This window comes from Frankia sp. Hr75.2 (genome assembly GCF_949319125.1).
Classification (GTDB): Bacteria; Actinomycetota; Actinomycetes; order Frankiales; family Frankiaceae; genus Parafrankia; species Parafrankia soli.
The window spans coordinates 1-21,704 of the sequence record NZ_CASGGV010000002.1; the positions used below are offsets into that span (position 1 = coordinate 1).

Genomic DNA, 21,704 nt, shown 5'->3' on the forward strand with positions numbered 1-21,704 from the left:
GGTGGGCACCCTCGCCGAGATCGCGCTGGGTGGCATGCGAGCGGCAGCGGATGGTGTGCAGCGCCAGGTAGGCCGCACCCAGATCCGCGTCCGCCTGATCACCCGGCACGGTCGTCTCGGTCACCAGCCGGTCGAGCCGGGTGAACAGGTGGGCGACCCTGTGCCAGAAGCAGGTGGAGCGCTCGTGCGGGAGCAGGTCCATCGCCATCTGCCAGCCGTCGCCGGGCTTGCCGAGCATGCGGTCGCCGGGGACGACCACGTCGTCGAAGAAGACCTCGGCGAACTCCTCGACACCGTGCATCATTTCCAGCGGGCGGACGGTGATGCCAGGGGTGTCCATGTCGACGAAGAACGCCGTGATCCCGCTGTGGCCCGGCGCGGTGCGGGTGAGCAGCACGCAGCGCTGGGAGTACTGGGCCAGGCTCGTCCAGACCTTCTGCCCGTTGACCACCCAGTCGTCACCGCGGGGCTCCGCCCGGGTGGACAGCGACGCCAGGTCACTGCCCGACCCCGGCTCGGAGAACCCCTGGCACCAGCTCTCGGTACCGGACAGCAGCAGCGGCACCATCTCGGCCGCCAGCGCCGGCGACGCATAGGAGATCATGGTCGGGACAAGTACCTCGACCATCGAGTAGATGCCCGGTTCGGCCAGACCACGGCTGGCCACCTCCTCGCCAAGTACGGCGCGCAGGACCGCCGGGCCACCGAGGCCACCCACCTCGGCGGGCCAGCCGTGACGCATCCAGCCCGCGTCGTACAGGGCGCGACGCACCCGCGCGAGCTGAGCCACCTGCCCGTCAAGGGAGTGGTCAGGTCCTGGGGTCAGGTCGTTCTCGGCAAGCCACGCCTGGAGATCCGACCGGAAGTCCGCGACGTCCATCTCACGCGACCTCGGCGCGGAACACGGCAGCTACCGTTACGGGCTGTCGGTCTGCGAACTCGGCAGGTATCGGCATCGCGGTCCTCCCTGACCCGGCGGCGGAGGACCCGGCGCGGACGGCGGAGCGTACGACGCACCAGTCATCGGCGGCCGGCAGGGCTCCTACACACCACCCGACTCCTGGCCGCCCACCCCATTCGATTCTCACTGGATGAGAAGAAGATTCTTTTCGGTGAGAGGAAGCTATCACTACACCACGCCTCCCGTCACCGCCGTCACGAGCTCTTACCCTCCCCTGCGCCGGGACGGCAACCCTGCCCAGGTCCCAGGCGTGCGCCAGCCTTCCTGGAGAGATCTTGATGGCTGGACTGGGACGGGAGCAAAGCGTGACGATCGGCGGCGAGCAGGTGCGTCTGCTCGCGCCGTGCCGCATCGACGACCTGGAGACGATCTCCCAGCTCAAGGAGGAAGCCCGCGAAGCGGTCCACCGGACACGGAGGCCCGCGCGATGCTCCGCACGGTCCGTCGACACGTCGTATCCGATAACCCGTACCTCAAAATTAATGCACCCCATTTTCTCTTCCTACGCGCGTATCGACTTCGAGATATGTGTGGGGGTTGGTGATGCTGGTTCGCCCGAGAGGGCTGACCCACACGAAGATCCCTTCCTCTGGTTGGGTGACTTTCCAATGGCCGCGATGTTTCATCCGGTGGTGTCGGCGGCACAACGGGCCGAGGTTCCTGGTGAGGGTCCGCCCGTCCTCGGAGAAAGGTATGGTGTGATCGGTGTCGGTGCGCTGTGAGGGTCGGGTGCAGCCCGTGAAAACGCAGGTTCGGTTGCGGGCGCGAACATGGCGGACCTGCGCGGTGTTAGGGAGACGCCGGTCGGCGACCTCGACCAGACGCCCTTGTGAATCGGTCAGAATCCGCCGCCAGGTCGAGCCGGGCCGGTCGGCCATCTCTCTGGCGATTCGAGCGGGGATCGGGCCGTACCCCGGAATCTCTCCGGGGTCGTCGGACAGGCCGATCAGGGTCGTCACAGGTACGACGACCTGAATCTCGCACGGCATCGGCGCGGCGTGGCTGCCTCGGCCCGTGAGCAGGTCGACCAGCACGTCGGCACGAATCTGGTCGCGGGTCCGGTCATCCCCCACGGACCTGTTGTCACTGATGGAGCGGGCAGCCTGATCGATCCGCCGGTAGCAGGCCTCGGCGTCCTCCGCGGGAAGGACGGCGCCGAGCGAGCTTGTCCCGTCCTCGTCGGGCGAGACCCACACCCGCCGGTCCTTGCGCCGGGTCTCCGCCCGGTCCGCCGCCCCCTGCGGGTCGACCTTGGCCACGGCGCGCCGGCAGGCATCGGTGAAGGCACGCCGGTTCGGTCGCGCTCCTCCGGCGAGCACACACGCCTCGACCTCGCCCGCGGCGCGATCGTCAAGCGGGTGCACCGCCTTCTCCAGTGCGTGCAGCCGTTGGAGATCCAGAACTCCCGCCCTGAGTGCGTCGACCGCGTCCGGGAGACGCCGGGTGACCGTGCAGGCGAACGCCATCTGGGCCGTGGCCGACTGGGGCGAGACCGCCATCGCGGCGGCTACCTCTTCTGGTACGAACTCGTCGGACATCAGCGACTGCCCGGCGCCCGGCGGGAGCCGGAGGGCTGCGAACTGAGCCAGCAGGGTCAACAGACCCGCGTGGCCAGCCGCGATCACGCGCACGACACGAGAGATCTCCCTGAGCAGATCGCCTGCCTTCATGTCGAGCGCCTCGCGGGCAAGGAGGCCGCCGCCCGTCTCCCCCGCGTCTTCTTCTGGGCCGGCCGAGTGCGCCGTCGGCCTTCCGGTCACGGTGGCAGCCTCATCTCCGGGTACGGGCCGGCGGGCTGACCCGGCGGATGTGGCAGCAGAACCGGTCCTGGTACCGGGCGCGTGAGCGACGGTGCGTCGCCCACGCGGCGACGCACCACACCTCGAGCCGGGAACAGAGGTCACGGTGTCACCGCCTATCCATCAAACCGTTGGGATCGAACGTGTGTTCGATGCTATGACTGGCGGACGGGGAGAACAAGTGACTCGAGAGAGAGACCACGCCAAGTTCACGCAATCCTGCATATCCATCAGGCAATCTCGCGTGGTCGCAAAAATGGTATCGACAGATTTCCTCGAGCCTTGACTACGACGCCACTCGTGATACCTTCGAGATGTCTCAGGGCTCCCTAGAGCGAGACACTGAACATTAATTTTAAAATAGTGATCGATTCCCGAAGGCGCTAGGAGTCTGCTGACTCACCGGCAGGCAGCCGTCGGAAATCCTTGCGTACATCGTCGGGTGCGCGGGCGATGCCACGCTCGATATGATGCGCCGCCGACGAGTTCGGTTTTCCGTCCACCGTGATCGCCGTGAAGACCCACGCGGTAGAGGACGCCCTGCTACCGCTCCAGCGTTCCGGCCCGACGGGTGCCGGGCCGGAACGCACGGTCAGAGAGTCCGGAAGAGGCCGCCGTCGACGAGGATCTGCGCGCCGTTCACATAGCTGGCCGCAGCGCTCGCCAGGAAGACGCAGACGCCGACCATGTCTCCGGGTGCCCCAATCCGCTTCATCGGATTCATCTCGCCGGCCAGGCGCTTCGCGTCCGGGCCCCAGGCCTTGGTTATGTCGGTGTCGAACGCGCCGGGAAGCACCAGGTTCGCGCGTACCTTGGGCGACCACGCGCCGGCCAGCCCGAGAGTCAGGGCGTTGAGGGCCGCCTTCGCCATGGCGTAGGGGAGATCGCTCGCGTTGGGGCGCAACGAACCCGCCGTCGTCACGTTGATGATCGACCCGCCGTCGCCGGCCGCCATCCTCGATCCCACGAGGGCGCTCAGCCGGAACGGGCCGCCCGCGTTCACCGCGTGGACCTTGTCGTAGAGCTCCTGGGTCACCGAGGTGAGGGTGTCGTAGACGGGGGACATCCCTGCGTTGTTCACCAGGACGTCGCAGCGGCCGAACCTGTCGTAGACCGCGTCGGCGAGGCGGTCGCAGTCGTCCCACCGGCCGACGTGGCAGGCGACGGGAAGCGCCCGCCGACCGGTCTCGGCCTCGATCTCGGCGGCCGCGGCCTGGCAGGCCTCGATCTTGCGGCTGGCGACGACGACGTCGGCGCCGGCCGCGGCGAGCCCCCCGGCCACCGCGCGGCCGATCCCCCGACTGCCGCCGGTCACGACGGCGACCCGTCCGGTGAGGTCGAAGAGCTGGTCAGGTGTCTTCATCGTGTCGTCTGCCACCGTGCGAGTCTCGCCGATCGGCCGCTCGCATGGAGCGGGTCACCCCCGTGGACGAGGTCGACGGCGAGCCAGCGCGGACCGTGCCGCCGCGCACGCCGGTGGCACGCCGATGCCACTGCTCCCGGCCGCCGCACGCCACCCGCCGGCGCTCGGGCCCTTTGGCGGTGTTCAGGCGACGACGTCCGCCGGCCGGCGCCCGGTGGACGCCCGGACCACCAGCTCGGGTGCCAGCACGACCTGGCTGTGCTCATGTCCCGCGCGGTCGCGCGTCTCCGCCAGCAGCAGCTCGGCGGCGGTACGTCCCAGCAGCTGGCGCGGCCGCGCCACGGAGGTCAGCGGAACCGCCGCCACGGCGGCGAGCTCGATGTCCTCGTAGCCGGCCACGGCGAGATCGTCGGGGACGCGCAGGCCGAGCCGCGTCACCTGCTGCAACAGGCCGAGGGCGACCATGTCGTTGGCGCAGAGCACGGCCGTGGGACGTCCGCTGCCGGACAGAACGGCCAGTCGTTCCCCGGCCCGGCGGCCGGCGGCGACGTCGGCGCCGCGGGTGTCGACCCGCAGCAGGCTGTCCGGGTCGGCACCGGCGTGCAGCAGGCCGCGGCGGGCGCCGGCGAGCCGGTCGGCGACCCGCCACTGACCCGGGCCTCCGACGAAGGCGATCCGGGTGTGGCCGCTGTCGAGCAGATGGGACACGGCGAGCTCACCGCCGGCCACGTCGTCGACCGTCACCGAACAGATCCCCGGCCCGCCGGCGCGGTCGACGAGCACGACCGGTGTCCCCCGCCGCGCCAGCGACACCAGGGGCTCGTCGACCTCGCCCACCGGAGTGAGAAGGACTCCCTCGACGCGCTGCTGTTCGAGCAGGCTCAGGTAGGTCGCCTGCCGGCGGGACTCCTCGCCGCTGTTACACAGGAACACCGCCAGCTCGGCGCGATCCGCGACCTCCTGGACACCGGCGCCGACGTCGGCGAAGACGGGATTGGCGGTGTCGGGCACCACGTAGGCGAGCAGCCGGCTGCCGCCGGCCCGCAGTTGCCGCGCGGACTCGTTGCGGACGAAGCCGAGGGTGGCGATCGAGGCGAGCACCCGTTCCCGGGTGGGCCGGGCGACCAGCTCCGGCCGGTTGAGCACGTTCGACACCGTGCCCAGCGACACCCCGGCGTGCGCCGCGACGTCCTTCACGCTCGGAACGTCCGTCCCGGCCATCGCGCCCCCTCCGGTCGTCCCTGGCCCTTCCCCCGATTGTCGTCCGGATCTCCCCACGGTTGGCGTTGGCCATCTCGATGGCCTCAGCCGACGGTCGGTTCCTGGAAGACGTCGGGGATGCCGTCGGCGTCGCGGTCGACGGCCTCCCGCTCCGCCAGCCGGCGGTACACCCGGTTACGCGCCCGCAGCACGATCGAGGCGAGCAGTGCCGAGGCCAGCGAGCCGATCAGGATGGCGGCCTTGACGTGATCGTTCTCCGCTGTGTCGGCGCCGAAGGCCAGCTCGCCGATGAGCAGGGAGACAGTGAACCCGACTCCGGCGAGCACGGCGACGCCGGCGACATCCCACCAGGACAGGTCGGGGTCCAGCTCGGCCCGGGTGAACCGGGCGAGCAGGACGGTGGCACCCATCACCCCGATTGGCTTGCCCAGCAGCAGACCCATCACCACACCCAGGCCGGCCGGATCGGCCAGCGCGGCGCCGACGCCGCCGCCCGCGAGCGAGACCCCGGCGGCCATCAACGCGAACACCGGAACCGCGACGCCCGCCGAGACGGGACGCCAGGCGTGTTCGAACCGCTCGGACATCCCGGCGTGCTCGCCGGAGCGAGGGCGGGCCGGCACGGCGAACCCCAGCAGTACCCCGGCGATGGTCGCGTGCACCCCCGAGGTGTGCATGAGGGCCCAGGCGACGAGCGCGAGCGGGATGAGCAGCCACCAGCGGGTGACGCCGCGGTTCACCAGCAGCGCGAACACCGCGATGACCGCGAGGGAGCCCGCCAGCGGCGCGGGGCTGAGCCGGTCGGTGAAGAACACGGCGATGATCACGATCGCGAGCAGGTCGTCGACCACCGCCAGCGTCAGCAGGAACGACCGCAGCGCCGCCGGCAGATGCGTCGTGATGATCGCCAGCACCGCGACCGCGAAGGCGATGTCGGTGGCCGTCGGCACCGCCCAGCCCTCGGGGGAGCCGTCCACGGCCAGGCCGTTGACCAGCGTGTAGATGAGCGCGGGCACGAGCATCCCGCCAAGGGCGGCCACGATGGGCAGCGCCGCGCGACTCGATGATCTCAGATCGCCGAGGACGAACTCGCGTTTGAGCTCGAGGCCCACCACGAAGAAGAAGATCGCGAGCAGCCCGTCGGCGGCCCAGTGCTCCAGGTCCAGATGCAGGTGCAGGGACGCGGGGCCCACGCCGGTGTGGACGACGGTGGCATAGGCGTCCCGCCACGGTGAGTTCGCCCAGACCAGCGCCACCACGGCGCCCGCGAGCAACAGCAGGCCGCCGACCGTCTCACTGCGCAGGATCCCGGCGACGTACCGTGCCTGCGGCCAGGTCGGCCGGGCCAGCAGCCGCGGCCGGGACACCGACGAGCCGGAGCCCGAGGCAGGGCCGGGCGCGGGGGCTGGGGGAACGCTCGGCATCGGCTGGTCTCCTCGGTCGGCGCGGTCGCGCGGCGCCGCCCCGACCTCACGAAGGGTGACCATCCTGAACCGGTCGTCCCTGGCTGTGAGGGCGCGACGCGCCACCTCGCCGACCAGACTTCCCGGCACACCGGGACCGATCCTACCGAGCGCACCGCGACGCTGCCGGCCAACCGGGCGCGCCGCTGGATCGAGCCCGGATCCGGCGGACCGCGGCGGTCAGCGCGACCGCGGCGGCGCCCAGGACGTAGCCGCCGGGCCGGGCGTAGACGTCCTCGACGGCCAGGTCCCGGAACAGCGCCATGTACAACACATACGGGCCGACGGCGACCGCCGCCCATTCGAGCCGGCCGGCGAGGACGGCGAGCGCGACCAGCAGCACCCCGTACCAGGGCTGGGCCGGAGTCGCGACGAGGAAGGCCGCCCCCACCAGCCACAGCGCGCCACGCTCCACCGGCAGGCGGGCGGGCTCCGAGCGCCACACCGCGAGGACGACGCCGGCGAGCACGGCGCCCGCGGCCACCTTCGCCGCCGTCCCGGTCAGACCCAGCAGGCCCAGCAGGAGGAAGCGGTGTCCCTGCGCGTAGCCCTCGACCGACAGGTACTTCGGCAGGAAGCCGACCACGTCCGTTCCCACGGCCGCCACGTGCGGCAGATAGGACAGGCCGACGACCGCGGCCGCCGCGCCGAGGACGGCCACGGGGCGCCGCCGGGCGGCGGCGGGCAGCAGCAGCGCCGGGTAGAGCTTCACCGCCACCGCGGCGCCGAGCAGCGCGCCGGCCGCCGCCGCCGTCCGGGTGGTCGGGCGCGGGCGCGGGCGTGGACGCGCACCGGGCCGCGCGAGCAGCGCCAGCGCCGCGACAGCGAAGATCACGGCCAGGACGTCGACATGGCCGTCCATGCCGATGTCGATCCCGGCCGAGGGCCCCCAGGCGTAGGCCGCGGCCAGGCCGGGATGGTGGCCGAACCGCGGCAGCACCCGGATCAGCAGGCCGGTCAGCAGCAGCGACAGCACCGCGACATAGAGCTGGATCTTGTTCTCCCGCGGCGGCCCGGGCAGGTGGTGGACGGCCACGAAGTACGCCTGGGCCACCGGCGGGTAGATCGTGTGCGCGGTCGGGTAGTTGATCCGCGTGCAGCCGGAGCCGCGGCCGAGGGCGGCACAGCCCACCGGGTCGGGCCACAGCCAGCTGTCGCGGAGCCCGGCCAGCTCCGCGGAGTTGGTCGCGTAGTGGTACGGGTCGATGCCCGCGGCGGAGACCTTGCCGTCCCAGGCGTAGCGGTAGAGGTCGTCACTCATCCGCGGTCCGGAGGTGAGGGCGAGGAGGTGCACGGCCACCGCGCCGACCAGCAGCACGGCGGTGACACCGCGTCGGGGCGCGGCCCGGACGAGGGCGGCCACCGCGGCCAGAGCCAGCACCCACCAGCCGAGAGCCAGGTAGAGGACGGCCGGCCCGCCGGGCAGGGGCCCGGGCTGCGCGATCACGGCACACTCGGTGGCGAGCGCGCCGGCCAGCAGGACGACCGCCACAGCCAGCCATCGGCGCCCGGCGCCCGGCGGGTCGGCGGCAGCCGGCACCGGCCCCTCGTCCCGCGCTGGGCCGCCGAGACGGATCGCGTCGTCTCGGGTGCGGTGGGGGCTGACGGCCATGGGGCCAGCGTGCCCACGCTCAGACCCGCCCGGGACGACCGGCGCGCGACATCCTCGAATCGTAAGGAGATGATCAGCGGCCACGGCGGGCCGGCGTGCCTACGGTGCGCGCGTGGATCTCATCGACCGCGAGCTGCCGGCGCCACCGGAGCGGCTGCGCCGCGGGCCGTTCCGTCCCGGCGCCTTCAGCAGCCGCCTGCACGACCCGCGGCTGGCCTCGCTGCTCGGCATCTGGCTCGGGGTCGCGTTCGGCACGGCGTTCGCCACCGGGCTGGTCTCGCACTTCATGCAGCATCCGCCGGGCTGGCTGCAGTGGCCGTCCCGGCCGGCGTGGCTCTACCGGCTCACTCAGGGCGTGCACGTCGCCACCGGGCTCGCGTCCGTTCCGCTGCTGCTGGCGAAGCTGTGGACGGTCTACCCGCGGCTGTGGGAGTGGCCGCCGGTGCGCACCGTCGCGCACGCCCTGGAGCGGATCACCATCATCCCGCTGATCGCCGGGGCGATCTTCCAGCTCGCGACGGGCATCGCGAACATCGCCCAGTGGTATCCGTTCCGCTTCTTCTTCACCGTCACGCACTACTGGGTCGCCTGGATCACGATCGGCGCGCTGGTCGTGCACATCGCCACGAAGATCGTGGTCGTCCGGGCCAACGTGGGGCGCGGGCGGGCCGGGCGCGCGGGACTCACCGACCGCGTGAGCCAGCCCGAGCCGGCCGGCGACGGGCTGTCGCGGCGCGGGTTCGGCCTCGCCGTGGGCACCGCGGCCGGTGTGATCACGGCGACGACCGCGGGACAGTTCGTCCCGGGCCTGGGTGGCACGGTGCTGCTCGCGCCGCGCCGGCCCGATCTCGGGCCGCAGCACCTGCCGGTGAACCGGACGGCGGTCGCGGCCGGCGTGCTCGCCCTGGCCCGCGACCCCGGCTACCGACTGACGGTCGGCGGCCCGCGGCCGTTCACCCTGTCCGCGGCCGAGCTCTTCGCGCTGAGCCGGGCGACGGTGGATCTGCCGATCACCTGTGTCGAGGGGTGGGCGGCCGACGCGACGTGGACGGGGGTACGGCTCGTCGACCTGTTGGAACGGGCCGGGATACCGGCCGGCGCGACGGTGCGGGTCGAGTCCCTGGAAACCCGTGGCGGCTACCGGGCCAGCGAGGTCGACCCGCCGCACGCGCGTGATCCCAGGACGCTGCTCGCGACCCGGCTCGGCGGCGAGCCGCTCGACCTCGACCACGGCTATCCGGCGCGGCTGATCGCGCCGAACCGGCCGGGAGTCCTGCAGACAAAGTGGGTGCACCGGGTGGTGATGCTGTGACCGGCCACGCTGCCGACGACGCTGCCGAGGCCGGGGCCGGGGCCGCTCCGAGGCGAGGCGGCGGCCTCACGCGGCTTGCGGTGGCGCTGACGGCGCTCGGCGGGCTCGCGGCACTCGGCTACGGGATCGACGGACTGCTGAGCGAGACACGGGCCACCAATCCGCACAACTCCCTGCGGTGGCTGATCGCCGGCGTCCTGGCCCACGACGTGCTGCTGGTGCCTGCGGTCGCGCTGGTCGGGCTGCTGCTGAGCCGCGCCGTCCCGGGTCCGTACCGGGCGGTGGTCCAGGGTGCGCTGATCGTCTCGGGCTCGGTGGCGGCGGCGAGCCTGCCGCTCTGGCGGGGCTACGGCGGCACCCCCGGCAACGCGACGGTCGACGCGCTGCCCTACGGGCGGAACCTGCTGATCGTGCTCGGGGCGGTCTGGGCCGCCGCCACGGTCATCATGGTGTTCCGGCGACGGCGGTCCCGGCGGTCCCGGCGGTCCCGACGGACTGGACCGGCTCGAGGCATGTGACGTACCGACTCGCCCGCTGCCGCACCTCGGTCACGGTGAGCCCGGCCTCGGCCGCCAGCGGGCCGATGCCGTCCACTCCCACGGCGGCCCAGCGGAACGGCGCGCTGGCGAGGGCGGCGGTCTCCAACGTGGTCCAGTAGCACTCCGTCGGCCGTCCGGGGCCGTCGACCTCGACCAGGATCCTGCCGCCGGCGGCGAGCAGCTCCGCCGCCCGGAGCAGCAGCCGCGCGGGATCGCCGCCGATGCCGATGTTGCCGTCCGCCAGCACGATCTCGCGCCAGTGGCCGCTGCCCGGCACGGGGCCGAAGACGTCCAGGCACATCGCGGCCGCCCCCGCCCGGCGGGCCAGCGCGACCGCACCGGCGGCGATGTCGATACCGAGCGCCCGCACGCCGCGGCGGGCGAGCGCCGCGGTGATGCGCCCGGGGCCGCAGCCGACGTCGAGCGTCGGGCCGGCGCAGCCGTCGACCAGCGTCTCGTCGCCCGGGGCGAGCCCGCCGAGCCACAGGTCCAGCGGCAGCGGGCGGCGCCCGCCGGGGTGCGAGGCCCACAGCCCGTGGCCCGGTGCGCGCAGGGCCGCCTCGTAGACCCCGCGAGCATGCGGACGTTCCCTGGTCGAGTGGGTGGTCACCGCTCCCCCGCCGGTCTCGCCGCGACACCGGGGCACAGCCGCAGCTCGTGGACGGCGGCCGCGAACCGCCCGCCGGGAGCAAGCGCCGCCACCGGGGCCACGTCCGCGGCGGTGTCGACGTCCCGTAGGACGGGCAGCTCGACCACGCCCAACCCCGCCGCGCGCAGCCGGGCGAGCTGGCAGGCGCCGGTGTCCGGTGTGGACGTCGCCACTCCCCGCACGAGGCCACCGGCCGAGGCGCGCAGTCCCAGCGCCCACCAGCCGCCGTCGAGGGCCCGCCCGAGGACGGCGTCCGCGCCGGCGCGCAGCTCCAGCAGGGCCGCGACCAGCTCGTCCTGGCCGATCTGCGGAGTGTCCATCCCGATCAGCAGGGCGGGCTGCCCGCGGACGGCGTCGAAGGCCGCCGCCAGCCGGGTGTCGAAGGAGCCGGTGGCCTGGGCTACGACGGTGAACCCCGGCGGCAGCCAGGGGCCGGGCTCGCCGTCGAGGACGACCATCGGCCGGGCGCCCAGCGAACGGCAGGCGCCGGCGACCGCGTCGAGGGTGTCGGCGAGGGCCGCGGCCGCCAGCCGGGCGGCCTGCACCGGGCTGTACGGCGGGGTGAGTCTGGTCTTGACCCGGCCGGGCACGGGTGTCTTGGCGATGACGAGCAGGTGCGGCCCACCGCCGGAACCAGACCGCCTTCGATCAGCCCTCCCGGGAGCGGGCCGGTCAGGCACCGGCCGGTCGGCCGCCGGAGCCCGCTGGCCGCTCACGGCAGCCGGCGCAGGATCGCCGACATGTCCCGGACCGCGCGGACGGTGCCCGTGGCGGTGCCGGTGACCTTGGATTTCCCGCTCCGCGGCAGATAACGGACGTCGGTCTCGACGATGTTCCACCCGGCCGCGGCCGCCCGGGCGACAAGCTCCAGTGGATAGCCGAAGCGGCGGTCGGTCACCCTCAGGCCCAGCAGGTCGGCCCGGCGGGCCACCCGCATCGGCCCCAGGTCGCGGATCCGCACGGCGCAGCGCCGGCGCGCGGCGGCCACGACCACGGCGTTGCCGGCCCGCGCGTGCGCGGGCCAGGCCCCGGCGGTGACGGGCCGGCGCCGACCGAGGACGAGGTCGGCCGGCCCCCCGCCCGCGCCACCGCCGGGGCCCGCGGTCAGCAGTCTGACGAGGCGCGGCAGATCGGTGGGGTCGAGGGACGCGTCGGCGTCGCAGCAGCAGACGATCGGCGCGGTCGCCGCGAGCAGGCCGGCGTGGACGGCCGCGCCGTAGCCGCGCTCGGCGGCCTCGACCACGGTGGCGCCGAGCTCCCGGGCCAGGTGCGCCGAGCCGTCCGTGGAGCCGTTGTCGGCGACGATCGCGCGGTACCCGGCCGGCAGGCGCGACAGCACCCACGGCAGCGCGGCGGCCTCGTCCAGGCACGGGAGGATCACGTCGACCGCGCCGGGCGGCGCACCACTGTCAGCGACCATGGGCCGCACGCTAGTCACCGAACGTGCTCGCACTTCTTACGAAACGAGGACGGCCGGGGCTCGCGACGCTGGCCGCCGCGGCCGCGGCGGACCGAAGATTACGAATCCCGAACGTCCGACCGCGCCCGCCGGCCGGCCCGCCTCGCGCGTCTACCGTGGGCCCGTGGCCCGTGTCCTGCTCGTCGACGACGACACCACGGTGTCGGACGTCGTCAGCCGCTACCTGTCCAACGCCGGCTTCGAGGTGGACACCGCGGCCGACGGCTGGGCCGCGCTCGCCACCGCCGAACGGCGCCCGCCTGACCTGGTCGTCCTCGATCTGATGCTGCCGGGCCTGCCCGGCCTGGAGGTCTGCCGGCGGCTGCGGGCCCACGGCCACGTGCCGGTGGTGATGCTCACCGCCCTGGGCGCGGAGTCGGACCGGATCACCGGCCTGGAGACCGGCGCTGACGACTACGTGACCAAGCCGTTCTCACCGCGGGAGCTCGTGCTGCGGGTCCAGTCGGTGCTGCGGCGCACCCACGAGCCGCCGCCGGGTGCCGCGGGCCGTCCGGTGCTGCGCGGTGGCGGCCTGGTCGTCGACGTCGCCGGGCGGACCGTCTCCCGGGACGGCCGGGAGGTGTCGCTGACGGTCCGCGAGTTCGACCTGCTCGCGTTCCTGCTGCGGCATCCCGGTGAGGCGTTCTCCCGGGCGGTGCTGCTGGAACGGGTGTGGGGCTGGACGTACGGGGACACCTCTACGGTCACCGTCCACGTCCGCCGGCTCCGGGAGAAGATCGAGCCGGATCCGACCTCGCCGGCCGTGCTCACCACCGTGTGGGGCGTGGGCTACCGCTGTGACCTGGCCACCGTCGCCGGCCCGGCTGTCGGTGCCGACCCGGCCGCGGGCGGCTGAGCCGTGGGAGCGAAGCTGGAGATCGCCGCGATCGCGCTCGCCTGCTCGATCGCGGCCCCGGCGATCGCGGCCCCGGTGCTGCACCGGTTCCGCCGGGCGTCGCTGGGCGTCTGGGGAGCCGTGGTGATCGCGGTCGGCGTGATCGGGATGGCCGCCGGGGTCGCCGTCACGGCACGGATGATGTTCCTCTCCAACCATGATCTCGACGTCGTGCTCCTCGTCGTCGCCGTCTCCGGCACGGTGACCGCACTGATGATTTTCTGGCTCGGGCTGCCGGTCGCGCGGGCGTCCTTCGCGCTCACCGAGGCGGCCGGCCGGCTCGGTGACACCACCTACCGTCCGCTGGCGACGGAACCGCCCAGCGCCGAGCTGGCGGCGATCTCCCGAGCCCTCGACGCCACCCACGCACGCCTGCTCGCCGCCACGGAACGTGAGCGGGCGCTGGAGGCGAGCCGTCGGGAGCTGGTCTCCTGGGTGAGCCACGACCTGCGAACGCCCATCGCGGGGATCCGGGCCGTCGCCGAGGCCCTCGTCGACGGTGTGGTCGACGACTCTGAGACCGTCGCCGCCTACCACCGGACGATGGTGGCGAACAGCGAGCGGCTGACGACACTCATCGACGAGCTGTTCGAGCTGTCCAGGCTGCACTCGGGCGCCCTCGAGCTGAGCCTGGAGAACGTCCGCGTCGCCGACGTGGTCTCCGATGTGATCTCCACGGCCGACCCGATCGCCCGCGCCAAGGGCGTCCGGCTCACCGGGCGCGCCGACGAGACCGACCGCTTCGAGGTGGACGTCGTCGAGGTCGGCCGGGTGCTGACCAACCTGGTGGCCAACGCGATCCGACACACTCCGAGCGACGGCACCGTCGCCGTCGCCGCGACGGTGGTGGACGGGCGCGCCGAGCTCTCCGTCTCCGACGCCTGCGGCGGGATACCGGCGGCAGACCTCGGTCGGCTCTTCGACACCGGATACCGCGGCGAGCGCGCGCGGACACCACCGGGCGCCGGGATCGGGCTCGCCATCGTCCGGGCCGTCGTCGAGGCGCACGGCGGCGAGGTGAGCGTCCACAACATCACCGGGGGATGCCGGTTCGTCGTCGGCCTGCCCGTCGCGTCCTGATCCGCCGCCGGCGCGGGGCGCGGCGGCGCGGGGGTAGGGCGGCACGGCGGCGTCAGCGGTTCGTAAGATCCGGCATCGGAAACCGGCGGTAGCGTCCGCGACGTGCGCGTTCTCGTCACCGGCGGCGCCGGTTTCATCGGCTCCCACATCGTCGACGTCCTGCTCGCCGCCGGCGACGAGGTGCGCGTCCTGGACGCGCTGCTGCCGGCCGCGCACCGCCACCGGCCCGAGACCGACGACCGCGCCCAGTTCCTGGAGGGCGACGTGCGCGACGCGGGCCAGGTCCGCGCCGCGCTCGACGGGGTGGACGCCGTCTGCCACCAGGCGGCCATGGTCGGGATGGGCGTCGACCTCGCCGACCTGCCGGCCTACGCGTCGCACAACGACCTCGGCACCGCCGTGCTGCTGGCCGGGATGGTCCGCGCCGGGATCCCGCGGCTGGTCCTGGCGAGCTCGATGGTCGTCTACGGTGAGGGCGCCTACCGGTGCGCGGCGGACGGCCCGGTGCGCCCCGCCCCCCGGCGGGAGGCCGACCTGGCCGCGGGGCGGTTCGAGCCGCCCTGCCCGGCGTGCGGACGTCCACTCGAGCCCCGGCCGGTCACCGAGGACGCGCCGCTCGACCCGCGCAGCGTCTACGCGGCCACCAAGCTGGCCCAGGAGAACCTGGCCTCCGCGTGGGCGGCGGCCAGCCACGGAACCGTCATCGCCCTGCGCTACCACAATGTGTACGGCCCGCGGATGCCGCGGGACACCCCGTACGCCGGGGTCGCCGCCATCTTCCGCAGCGCGCTGGAGCGGGGCGAGCCGCCGGCGGTGTTCGAGGACGGCGGCCAGCTCCGCGACTTCGTCCATGTCACCGACGTCGCCCGCGCGAACGCGCTGGCGCTGCACCGGCGCGAGGCGGAGCCCGGCCGACTGACGGCGCTGAACATCGGCAGCGGCCGGCCGCGCACCATCGGTGACCTGGCGCATGCCCTCTCGCGGGCCCACGGCGCGGCCGAGCCGGTGATCACCGGGCGTAGCCGCGCGGGGGACGTCCGGCACGTGTTCGCCTCCTCCGACCGGGCCGGTGACGTCCTCGGTTTCCGGGCCGCCGTCGACTTCGACAAGGGCGTCGTCGACTTCGCCCACGCACCGCTGCGCACCTGACCAGCGCCGGGAAGGACGTTCTACCCGCCGGCACCGGGCCGAAGAGCGCTTCCCGCCCGACCCCGTGGTGAAGAAAGTTGCGGGGTGGAAATCCGACGATCCGCAGGCAGCGGATCAGGCGGGAAGGCGATGAGGGTCGTGACCGGTGATCACAGGACCGCCGCCGACGACGCGCGGCGGTCCAGACGGCTGGAGCGGGGCGTCGGGCGGCTGTCCGCGGCGCAGGAACGGGCGGAGGACTCCCGGTTCGACCAGGGGCTGGCCGCGTTGCGGGCCTACGCGCACGCCCAGGGCGACACCCTCATCCCGGACGGCTACCTCGACTCGGACGGCTTCCCGCTGGCCGCCTGGGCCGCCGGCGAGCGCATCGCCCACCTGGAGGGTGATCTCTCCGGCACGCGACGTGATGCGCTGGAGCGCATCCCCGGCTGGCGGTGGGAGCCTGTTCGGGACCGCTGGCATCGCACAGGAGAGGACCGCGTATGACCGCTCCGGCCGTCCACGACCAGGAACACGGCGATCACGAACACGGCGGCCTGGAGCACGGGCTCGACGAGGCCCAGCTGGACGGGCTGATCGCCTACTGGAACGCGGCGAACTACCTGACCGCGGCGCAGATCTACCTGATGGACAACCCGCTGCTGCGCCGGCCGCTGCGCCGCGACGACATCAAGCCGCGGCTGCTGGGCCACTGGGGGACGTCCCCGGCCCTGAACCTGGTCTACGCCCACCTGAACCGGCTGGTCCGCCGGACCGGCCAGGATGTGCTCTACGTGGCCGGCCCCGGGCACGGCGGGCCGGCGCTGGTCGCCAACACCTACCTGGAGGGCACGTACTCGGAGATCTACCCGAGCGTGTCGCGGGACGTCGCCGGGCTGACCCAGCTCGTGCGGAGGTTCTCGACCCCCGGTGGTATCCCGAGCCATGTCAGCGTCCCGACGCCGGGGTCGATCCACGAGGGCGGCGAGCTCGGCTACGCGCTCGTCCACGCGTTCGGCGCCGTGTTCGACCACCCCGATCTGCTGGTCGCCGCCGTTGTCGGCGACGGCGAGGCCGAGACCGGCCCGCTGGAGGGCAGCTGGAAGGGCGTCGACTTCCTCAACCCGTCCCGCGACGGCGCGGTGCTGCCGATCCTCAACCTCAACGAGTACAAGATCGCCAACCCGACGGTGCTCGGCCGGCTCTCCCGGGAACGGCTGAACCACCTGTTCGCCGGCCACGGGTACGACGTCCTGTGGGTGGAGGGGGACGACGTCCGCGCGGTGCACCGTGCGTTCAGCGCCGCGCTCACCACAGCGCACAGCCGCATCCGCGACATCCAGCGGACGGCCCGACGTCCAGGTGCCACCGTCACCGAGGCGCCGATCTGGCCGATGATCGTGCTGCGGACCCCGAAGGGCTGGACCGGCCCGCACGAGGTGGACGGCGTCCTTGTCGAGGGGACGTTCCGAGCGCACCAGGTGCCGCTGGCGGGGGTGCGGGACAATCCCGAGCATCTCGCCCAGCTCGAGGCCTGGCTGCGCTCCTACCAGCCCGAGCGGCTGTTCGACGCCGACGGCCGGCTGGTCCCCGAGCTGGCGGCGCTCGCCCCGGACGGCCCGGCCCGGCTCGGCGCCACCAGCTACGCCAACGGCGGCGTGCGCACCGAGCCGCTGCGGCTGCGCGACTGGCGGGCCCACGCCCTCGACGTCGACCCGGCCCGCCGTGGCAGCCTCGTCCACGAGACGACCCGGCCGCTGGGCGAGATGCTCGCCGACGTCTACCGGGACAATCCGACCACCTTCCGGGTCTTCAGCCCGGACGAGCTGGCCAGCAACCGCCTCGGCGCGATCCTGGACGTCACCGACCGCTGCCTGGTCGCGCCGATCGACCCGCGCGACGACCGGGTCAGCCCGGCCGGCCGGGCGATGGAGGTCCTCTCCGAGCACCTGTGCGAGGGCTGGCTGGAGGGCTACACCCTGACCGGCCGGCACGGCCTGTTCGCCACCTACGAGGCGTTCGCGATGGTGTCGGCGTCGATGGTGATCCAGCACACCAAGTGGCTCCAGGAGGCGAGCCGGCTGGCGTGGCGCGCCCCCGTCCCGAGCCTGAACGTCCTGCTGACCAGCACCTGCTGGCGCAACGACCACAACGGCTTCTCCCACCAGGGGCCGGGGCTCATCGACACGGTCGTGCCGCTCTCGCCCGGGGTCGCCCGGATCTGGCTGCCGCCGGACGCGAACAGCCTGCTCTCGGTCGCCGACCACTGCCTGCGCAGCCGCGACCACGTCAACCTGCTCGTCGCCGACAAACAGTCGCACCTGCAGTACCTGACCGCCGACGAGGCCGCCGAGCACGCCGCCCGCGGCGGGTCGGTCTGGGACTGGGCCGGCACCGAGACCGACCTCGACCGTGAGCCCGACGTGGTCCTCGCCGGGATCGGCGACGTGCCGACACTGGAGATCCTCGCGGCCGCGGACCTGCTCCGCCGGTACGTGCCCAGCCTGGCCGTCCGGGTCGTCAACATCATCGACCTGATGGCCCTGCTGCGCTCGGACCTGCACCCGCACGGGTTCTCGACGCCGATGTTCCGCGCGCTGTTCACCGACTCGACGGACGTCGTCGTCGGCTTCCACGGCTACAGCCGGGCCGTCCACCAGTTGCTGCACGGCCGGGCGAACCCGCAGCGGTTCCACGTCCGCGGGTTCACCGAGCAGGGCACGACCACGACGCCGTTCGACATGGTCGTCCGCAACGGCCTGAGCCGGTACCACCTGGCCCAGCTCGCCGTGGAGTTCGCCCGGACCACCCGTCCCGGCACCGACCGCCTGGTCAGCCACTGCCAGGACCAGCTGACCCGCCACGAGGCCCACGTCACCGAGCACTTCGAGGACCTGCCCGAGATCCGGGAGTGGACCTGGCCGGGCCGCGATGCCTGAGCCGGGCCGCGGGCTTGCGGGGCCGCGGGCTTGCGGGGCCGCCACCGGGCGGGGCGGACGTCTCCCGGAGCTCGCCGAAGGTCATGCCAGCAGGTGACCCCGCGCCGGTGAACGCTCTGACGGCGCGGGGCACCCTGAACTGCATGCGATGGAGCACCAGCAACGGTTACCGGGTCGAGGAGACGATCATTGCGATGGACGGTGGGCGGCGCGCTCGCGTCCTTCGCGTCACCCGTGACGGTCTGGCCGTCGGGGATTTCGCGGCGTGGGGTGAGCTGCTCGCCGACATCGACCTCGGCGTCCCCTTCGAGGAGTACGGCGAGGCCCCGGGCGCGGGCAGGCCGCCGGCAGCGGACCGCACCGCCGCGTGACGTGAGGAGCACTTCCACGCCGCGGTGCGGCTGACCCCGCGGTTAGCCGGCTGCCCGGACGACGGCGACCGGGCAGTCGGCGTGGTGGACGCACTGGTGGCTGACCGAGCCGAGGAGCAGCCCGGCGAACCCGCCGTGCCCGCGGGAGCCGACGACGAGCAGGCTCGCGTCGGTGGACACCCGGAGCAGGCCGGGCGCCGCCGCGTCCTCGACCAGCACCCGCTCGACACGCAGGCCGGTGTTCTCCACCTGTGCCCGCGCGACGCAGTCGTCCAGCAGCGCCTGCGCCGACTTCTCCAGGGTCGGGACGTCCAGCCCCGCGTACGCCCCCGGGTAGAGCGGGGCCGCCGGGAACCAGGAGTGCACGACACGCAGGCTGGTCTCACGCGACCTGGCCTGCGCCGCCGCCACCCGCACCGCCGCGACCGAGGCCGCGGAGCCGTCCACACCGACGACCACCGGACCCGTCGGCCGGAGGTGACCGGCCCGCACGACGACCACCGTCGACCTCGCCCTGTGCAGGCAGACGTCGGTGACCGAACCGGCGAGCAGGCGGTGCTTCCGGTTGGCCCCGTGCAGCCCCACGACCAGCATCTCCGCCTCGGCGGAGGCGTCGAGCAGCGCCTCGGCCGCATCCCGTCGCTCCACCTTCTCGACCATCGCGGTGGGCCGGGAGAGCTTGGCGGCGCGGCCGATCGCGGTCTGCAGCACGTGGTAGGCCGCGGCCTCGGTCTCGTGTTCGCCCGCCGTCCCGGCACCCGCCTTCTCCGCGCCCGCCGTCGCGGTCACCGAGGACACGGCGGGCGGGCAGTGCTTCGGATCCCAGGCGAGCATGACGGTGAGCGGGGAGTCCTGCCTGCGCGCCTGCGCCATCGCCCACCGCAGCGCCTCCTCGGCGTCGGCCGACCCATCCACTCCGACCACGATTCCGGCCATCCCACTTCTCTCCTTCACTGCGGGACATCGACGCGAGGGCATCTGTCAGGGATCCGCGTCCACCGGTGCGTCGGTCGGTGAACCCCTTCGGGGGACGGCGACGCCGGGCACCGCCCGGGTGTCAGTCGACGACCCGCCGGGCGGCGGCGACCGTCTCCTCGACGGACCCCGTGGTGTCGATCTCGAACGCGGCCGGCCAGAGGTCGGCGCGATCGGCCATCGCCGCGTGAATCACGCCCGTCGCGTCCGAGGCGTCCGCACCGGTCCCGCGAGCCCGCATGGACCGCCGGGACTCGATGCGGGCGACGGCAACCGGCGCCGGGGCCACACAGCGCACCTGCGCCAGGTCGGCGCCGGTCGCCTTCGCGGTTTCGGCGGCGAGTTCCCGGAACAGCCCGGAGGACCAGGATGCGTCGAGCACGACGCTCTGGCCGCGCTCCAGCGCCTGCCGCGCCCTCGCGATCAACTCGGCGTAGCTGTGCTCGGTCGCCTCGGCATCGTAGATCCCCGCACCGGGGGCGACGTCGACCGCGATGTCCGGGGCCAGTCCGGCCAGTTCCTTGCGCACCACGTCCGAGCGCAGCAGCACCCATTCGTCCTGCCCGTCGACCAGGCCGCTCGCCAGCGTCGACTTGCCCGTGCCGGGCAGCCCGCCGACCAGCACCAGCCGCACCCGGCCCCGGCGGAGGTGCGCCAGCGCGATGTCGGCGAGCCGGCGCGCCTCCTCGGCGGCCTCCGGATCGCCCTGGTGGTCGCGGATGCACGCGATGCGCACCCGGACGAACGCCCGGTAGGCGATGTAGAGGTGCTCCAGGGACGCCGGATGGGTCTCGCCGGAGAACTCCCGGTAGGCGTCGAGGAACGTCCGGGCCGCCGCCGGGGCGCCGAGCCGCTCCAGGTCCATCGCGAGGAACGCGACGTCGGCGAGGACGTCACCGACCCGCAGCCGGCGGTCGAAGTTGATGCAGTCCAGCACCCGCGGGCCGTCGTCCAGGCAGTAGATGTCGTCGGCGAGCAGGTCACCGTGCCCGTCGCGGATCCGCCCGGCGCGCTGCCGCTGTGCCAGCAGGGGCGCCCGGCCGGCCAGGTACCGCAGGGCCAGCCGGCCGATCTCGTCGACGGTGCCGGCGTCCAGGATCGAGCCGCGGAAGGGCGCGACGGCGTCCATCGCCTCCAGCCACAGCGCCTCCAGGTTGGCGAGCCCACCGGCCCGGGAGATCTCCGGCGAGGTCTCGCACCGCTCGTGGAACGCCGCCATCGTGCGGGCGATCACGCGCAGTTCGTCGGTCAGGTCGGCGCCGCCGCGCACCAGCTCCGACAGCCGGCGGTCGGCGGGCATCCGGCGCATCACGACCATGTGGTCGCGCGGGTGACCCTCTTCGTCCCGAATGTCGGCGACGCCGAGGTACACGTCCGGGGCCAGCCGCCGGTTGAGACGCACCTCGTCCTCGCAGGCCGTGAGCCGCGCGTGCCGGGTGCGGAGATCCACGAAGCCGAGGTCGACCGGCTTGCGCAGCTTGTAGACGCGGTCCTCGGTCAGGAAAAGGATCGCAGTGTGCGTCTCCACGGTCTCCCGGTTGTCCAGATGGAGTTCCGGGGCCGGCTGCTTCTCCGTCGCCCCGACCTCCAGCTCTCCAGAGAAATCGGAAGCGAGATCCGCTTTGTCCGGCACCGAATTCTTCTGAACCAGCATCCGATGTCTCCAGACGTGTTCGGGACGATATCGCCACGACCATCGACGTGTGGTTCACCGGTGCCGGCCGAGTGGTCCGGGCTCCGGGATCGTCCGTCGTGGTCCGACTCCCTCCACGGGAAACGATCCCCTATTCGGGCCGGGCCGTCAGGGGACGATCGGGACGCCGGGCCGGCGGACCTCCAGCCCCGTGACGACGGGACCTTCGGGCAACCCGCCCACCCATCGCCTGTGCGGGGGGCAGCCGGCGGCCACCCCCCGCACACGCCCGGGCTACTCCCCGG

General features: G+C 73.4%; 19 protein-coding genes. 8 read left to right on the top strand and 11 right to left on the bottom strand.

What is annotated here, in order from left to right; translation table 11 throughout:
• The 6 genes from AC559T_RS00070 to AC559T_RS00095 all read right to left on the bottom strand — a co-directional run.
• On the bottom strand, positions 1-880 hold an 880-nt coding region (locus AC559T_RS00070), incomplete at its 3' end, for an acyl-CoA dehydrogenase family protein (protein WP_498867305.1).
• A gap of 560 nt (positions 881-1,440) precedes the next feature.
• Complete coding sequence (locus AC559T_RS00075; protein ID WP_498867306.1) at positions 1,441-2,721, bottom strand: HNH endonuclease signature motif containing protein; 1,281 nt, start codon at positions 2,719-2,721, stop codon at positions 1,441-1,443.
• 631 nt (positions 2,722-3,352) lie between these two features.
• Positions 3,353-4,123 carry an SDR family NAD(P)-dependent oxidoreductase gene (locus AC559T_RS00080; protein WP_071067067.1) on the bottom strand — a complete coding sequence of 257 codons (771 nt, stop codon included), beginning with the start codon at positions 4,121-4,123 and terminating at the stop codon, positions 3,353-3,355.
• Positions 4,124-4,306: 183 nt separating this feature from the next.
• On the bottom strand, positions 4,307-5,344 hold the full coding sequence (locus AC559T_RS00085; protein ID WP_498867307.1) for a LacI family DNA-binding transcriptional regulator: 1,038 nt from the start codon (positions 5,342-5,344) through the stop codon (positions 4,307-4,309).
• Between the two features lie 83 nt (positions 5,345-5,427).
• Positions 5,428-6,768 (bottom strand): Na+/H+ antiporter NhaA, encoded by a 1,341-nt coding sequence (nhaA, locus tag AC559T_RS00090; RefSeq protein WP_498867308.1) that lies wholly within the window; start codon positions 6,766-6,768, stop codon positions 5,428-5,430.
• Between the two features lie 142 nt (positions 6,769-6,910).
• A complete protein-coding gene (locus AC559T_RS00095) occupies positions 6,911-8,419 on the bottom strand; it encodes a glycosyltransferase 87 family protein (protein WP_498867309.1) in 1,509 nt (502 codons plus the stop codon).
• Positions 8,420-8,531: 112 nt separating this feature from the next.
• On the opposite strand from AC559T_RS00095, the gene AC559T_RS00100 reads away from it, so the two are divergent.
• Positions 8,532-9,731, top strand: a complete 1,200-nt coding sequence (locus AC559T_RS00100) for a molybdopterin-dependent oxidoreductase (protein WP_083391418.1) — start codon at positions 8,532-8,534, stop codon at positions 9,729-9,731.
• Positions 9,728-10,249, top strand: a complete 522-nt coding sequence (locus tag AC559T_RS00105; protein WP_498867310.1) for a hypothetical protein — start codon at positions 9,728-9,730, stop codon at positions 10,247-10,249. Before AC559T_RS00100 ends, AC559T_RS00105 begins: the two co-directional genes overlap by 4 nt.
• On the opposite strand, the gene AC559T_RS00110 is transcribed toward AC559T_RS00105, so the two are convergent.
• From AC559T_RS00110 to AC559T_RS00120, 3 genes are read right to left on the bottom strand one after another with little or no spacing between them, the layout of a single operon-like run.
• Positions 10,176-10,880, bottom strand: coding sequence for a class I SAM-dependent methyltransferase (locus AC559T_RS00110; protein ID WP_498867311.1), 705 nt, complete (start codon positions 10,878-10,880; stop codon positions 10,176-10,178). The genes AC559T_RS00105 and AC559T_RS00110 overlap by 74 nt on opposite strands.
• Positions 10,877-11,635 carry a TIGR04282 family arsenosugar biosynthesis glycosyltransferase gene (locus AC559T_RS00115; protein ID WP_498867312.1) on the bottom strand — a complete coding sequence of 253 codons (759 nt, stop codon included), beginning with the start codon at positions 11,633-11,635 and terminating at the stop codon, positions 10,877-10,879. Before AC559T_RS00115 ends, AC559T_RS00110 begins: the two co-directional genes overlap by 4 nt.
• Positions 11,632-12,339 (bottom strand): glycosyltransferase family 2 protein, encoded by a 708-nt coding sequence (locus AC559T_RS00120; protein ID WP_071067070.1) that lies wholly within the window; start codon positions 12,337-12,339, stop codon positions 11,632-11,634. Before AC559T_RS00120 ends, AC559T_RS00115 begins: the two co-directional genes overlap by 4 nt.
• A 163-nt stretch (positions 12,340-12,502) precedes the next feature.
• Here AC559T_RS00120 and AC559T_RS00125 point away from each other — a divergent pair, with 163 nt between their 5' ends.
• The 6 genes from AC559T_RS00125 (at position 12,503) to AC559T_RS00150 (ending at position 18,791) form a co-directional block, all read left to right on the top strand.
• On the top strand, positions 12,503-13,234 hold the full coding sequence (locus AC559T_RS00125) for a response regulator transcription factor (RefSeq protein WP_112105232.1): 732 nt from the start codon (positions 12,503-12,505) through the stop codon (positions 13,232-13,234).
• A gap of 3 nt (positions 13,235-13,237) precedes the next feature.
• Entirely contained in the window at positions 13,238-14,353 is a 1,116-nt protein-coding gene (locus AC559T_RS00130; RefSeq protein ID WP_071067072.1) for a sensor histidine kinase, read from the top strand.
• A gap of 102 nt (positions 14,354-14,455) precedes the next feature.
• Entirely contained in the window at positions 14,456-15,502 is a 1,047-nt protein-coding gene (locus AC559T_RS00135) for an NAD-dependent epimerase/dehydratase family protein (protein WP_498867313.1), read from the top strand.
• Between the two features lie 129 nt (positions 15,503-15,631).
• The gene (locus tag AC559T_RS00140) at positions 15,632-15,988 is read left to right on the top strand and encodes a helicase associated domain-containing protein (protein WP_498867314.1); all 357 of its coding nucleotides are present in this window, start codon (positions 15,632-15,634) and stop codon (positions 15,986-15,988) included.
• A complete protein-coding gene (locus AC559T_RS00145) occupies positions 15,985-18,420 on the top strand; it encodes a phosphoketolase family protein (RefSeq protein ID WP_498867315.1) in 2,436 nt (811 codons plus the stop codon). The genes AC559T_RS00140 and AC559T_RS00145 overlap by 4 nt, the downstream gene beginning before the upstream one ends.
• Before the next feature lie 107 nt (positions 18,421-18,527).
• Positions 18,528-18,791: a hypothetical protein gene (locus AC559T_RS00150; RefSeq protein WP_498867316.1), complete on the top strand. Its 264-nt coding sequence runs from the start codon at positions 18,528-18,530 to the stop codon at positions 18,789-18,791.
• 42 nt (positions 18,792-18,833) lie between these two features.
• Here the strand turns inward: AC559T_RS00150 and AC559T_RS00155 are convergent, their stop codons facing one another.
• Together AC559T_RS00155 and AC559T_RS00160 are read right to left on the bottom strand one after the other, a co-directional pair.
• On the bottom strand, positions 18,834-19,727 hold the full coding sequence (locus AC559T_RS00155; protein WP_498867317.1) for a universal stress protein: 894 nt from the start codon (positions 19,725-19,727) through the stop codon (positions 18,834-18,836).
• Positions 19,728-19,848: 121 nt separating this feature from the next.
• Entirely contained in the window at positions 19,849-21,420 is a 1,572-nt protein-coding gene (locus tag AC559T_RS00160) for a bifunctional aminoglycoside phosphotransferase/ATP-binding protein (RefSeq protein ID WP_112105236.1), read from the bottom strand.
• Positions 21,421-21,704: the final 284 nt, after the last annotated feature.

Bases quoted from the DNA above. Each gene is read 5' to 3' on its own strand.
- AC559T_RS00160 (WP_112105236.1), bottom strand. From the start codon at position 21,420: ATGCTGGTTCAGAAGAATTCGGTGCCGGACAAAGCGGATCTCGCTTCC.
- AC559T_RS00155 (WP_498867317.1), bottom strand. From the start codon at position 19,727: ATGGCCGGAATCGTGGTCGGAGTGGATGGGTCGGCCGACGCCGAGGAG.
- AC559T_RS00120 (WP_071067070.1), bottom strand. From the start codon at position 12,339: ATGGTCGCTGACAGTGGTGCGCCGCCCGGCGCGGTCGACGTGATCCTC.
- nhaA (WP_498867308.1), bottom strand. From the start codon at position 6,768: ATGCCGAGCGTTCCCCCAGCCCCCGCGCCCGGCCCTGCCTCGGGCTCC.
- AC559T_RS00140 (WP_498867314.1), top strand. From the start codon at position 15,632: ATGAGGGTCGTGACCGGTGATCACAGGACCGCCGCCGACGACGCGCGG.
- AC559T_RS00145 (WP_498867315.1), top strand. From the start codon at position 15,985: ATGACCGCTCCGGCCGTCCACGACCAGGAACACGGCGATCACGAACAC.
- AC559T_RS00085 (WP_498867307.1), bottom strand. From the start codon at position 5,344: ATGGCCGGGACGGACGTTCCGAGCGTGAAGGACGTCGCGGCGCACGCC.
- AC559T_RS00095 (WP_498867309.1), bottom strand. From the start codon at position 8,419: ATGGCCGTCAGCCCCCACCGCACCCGAGACGACGCGATCCGTCTCGGC.
- AC559T_RS00080 (WP_071067067.1), bottom strand. From the start codon at position 4,123: ATGAAGACACCTGACCAGCTCTTCGACCTCACCGGACGGGTCGCCGTC.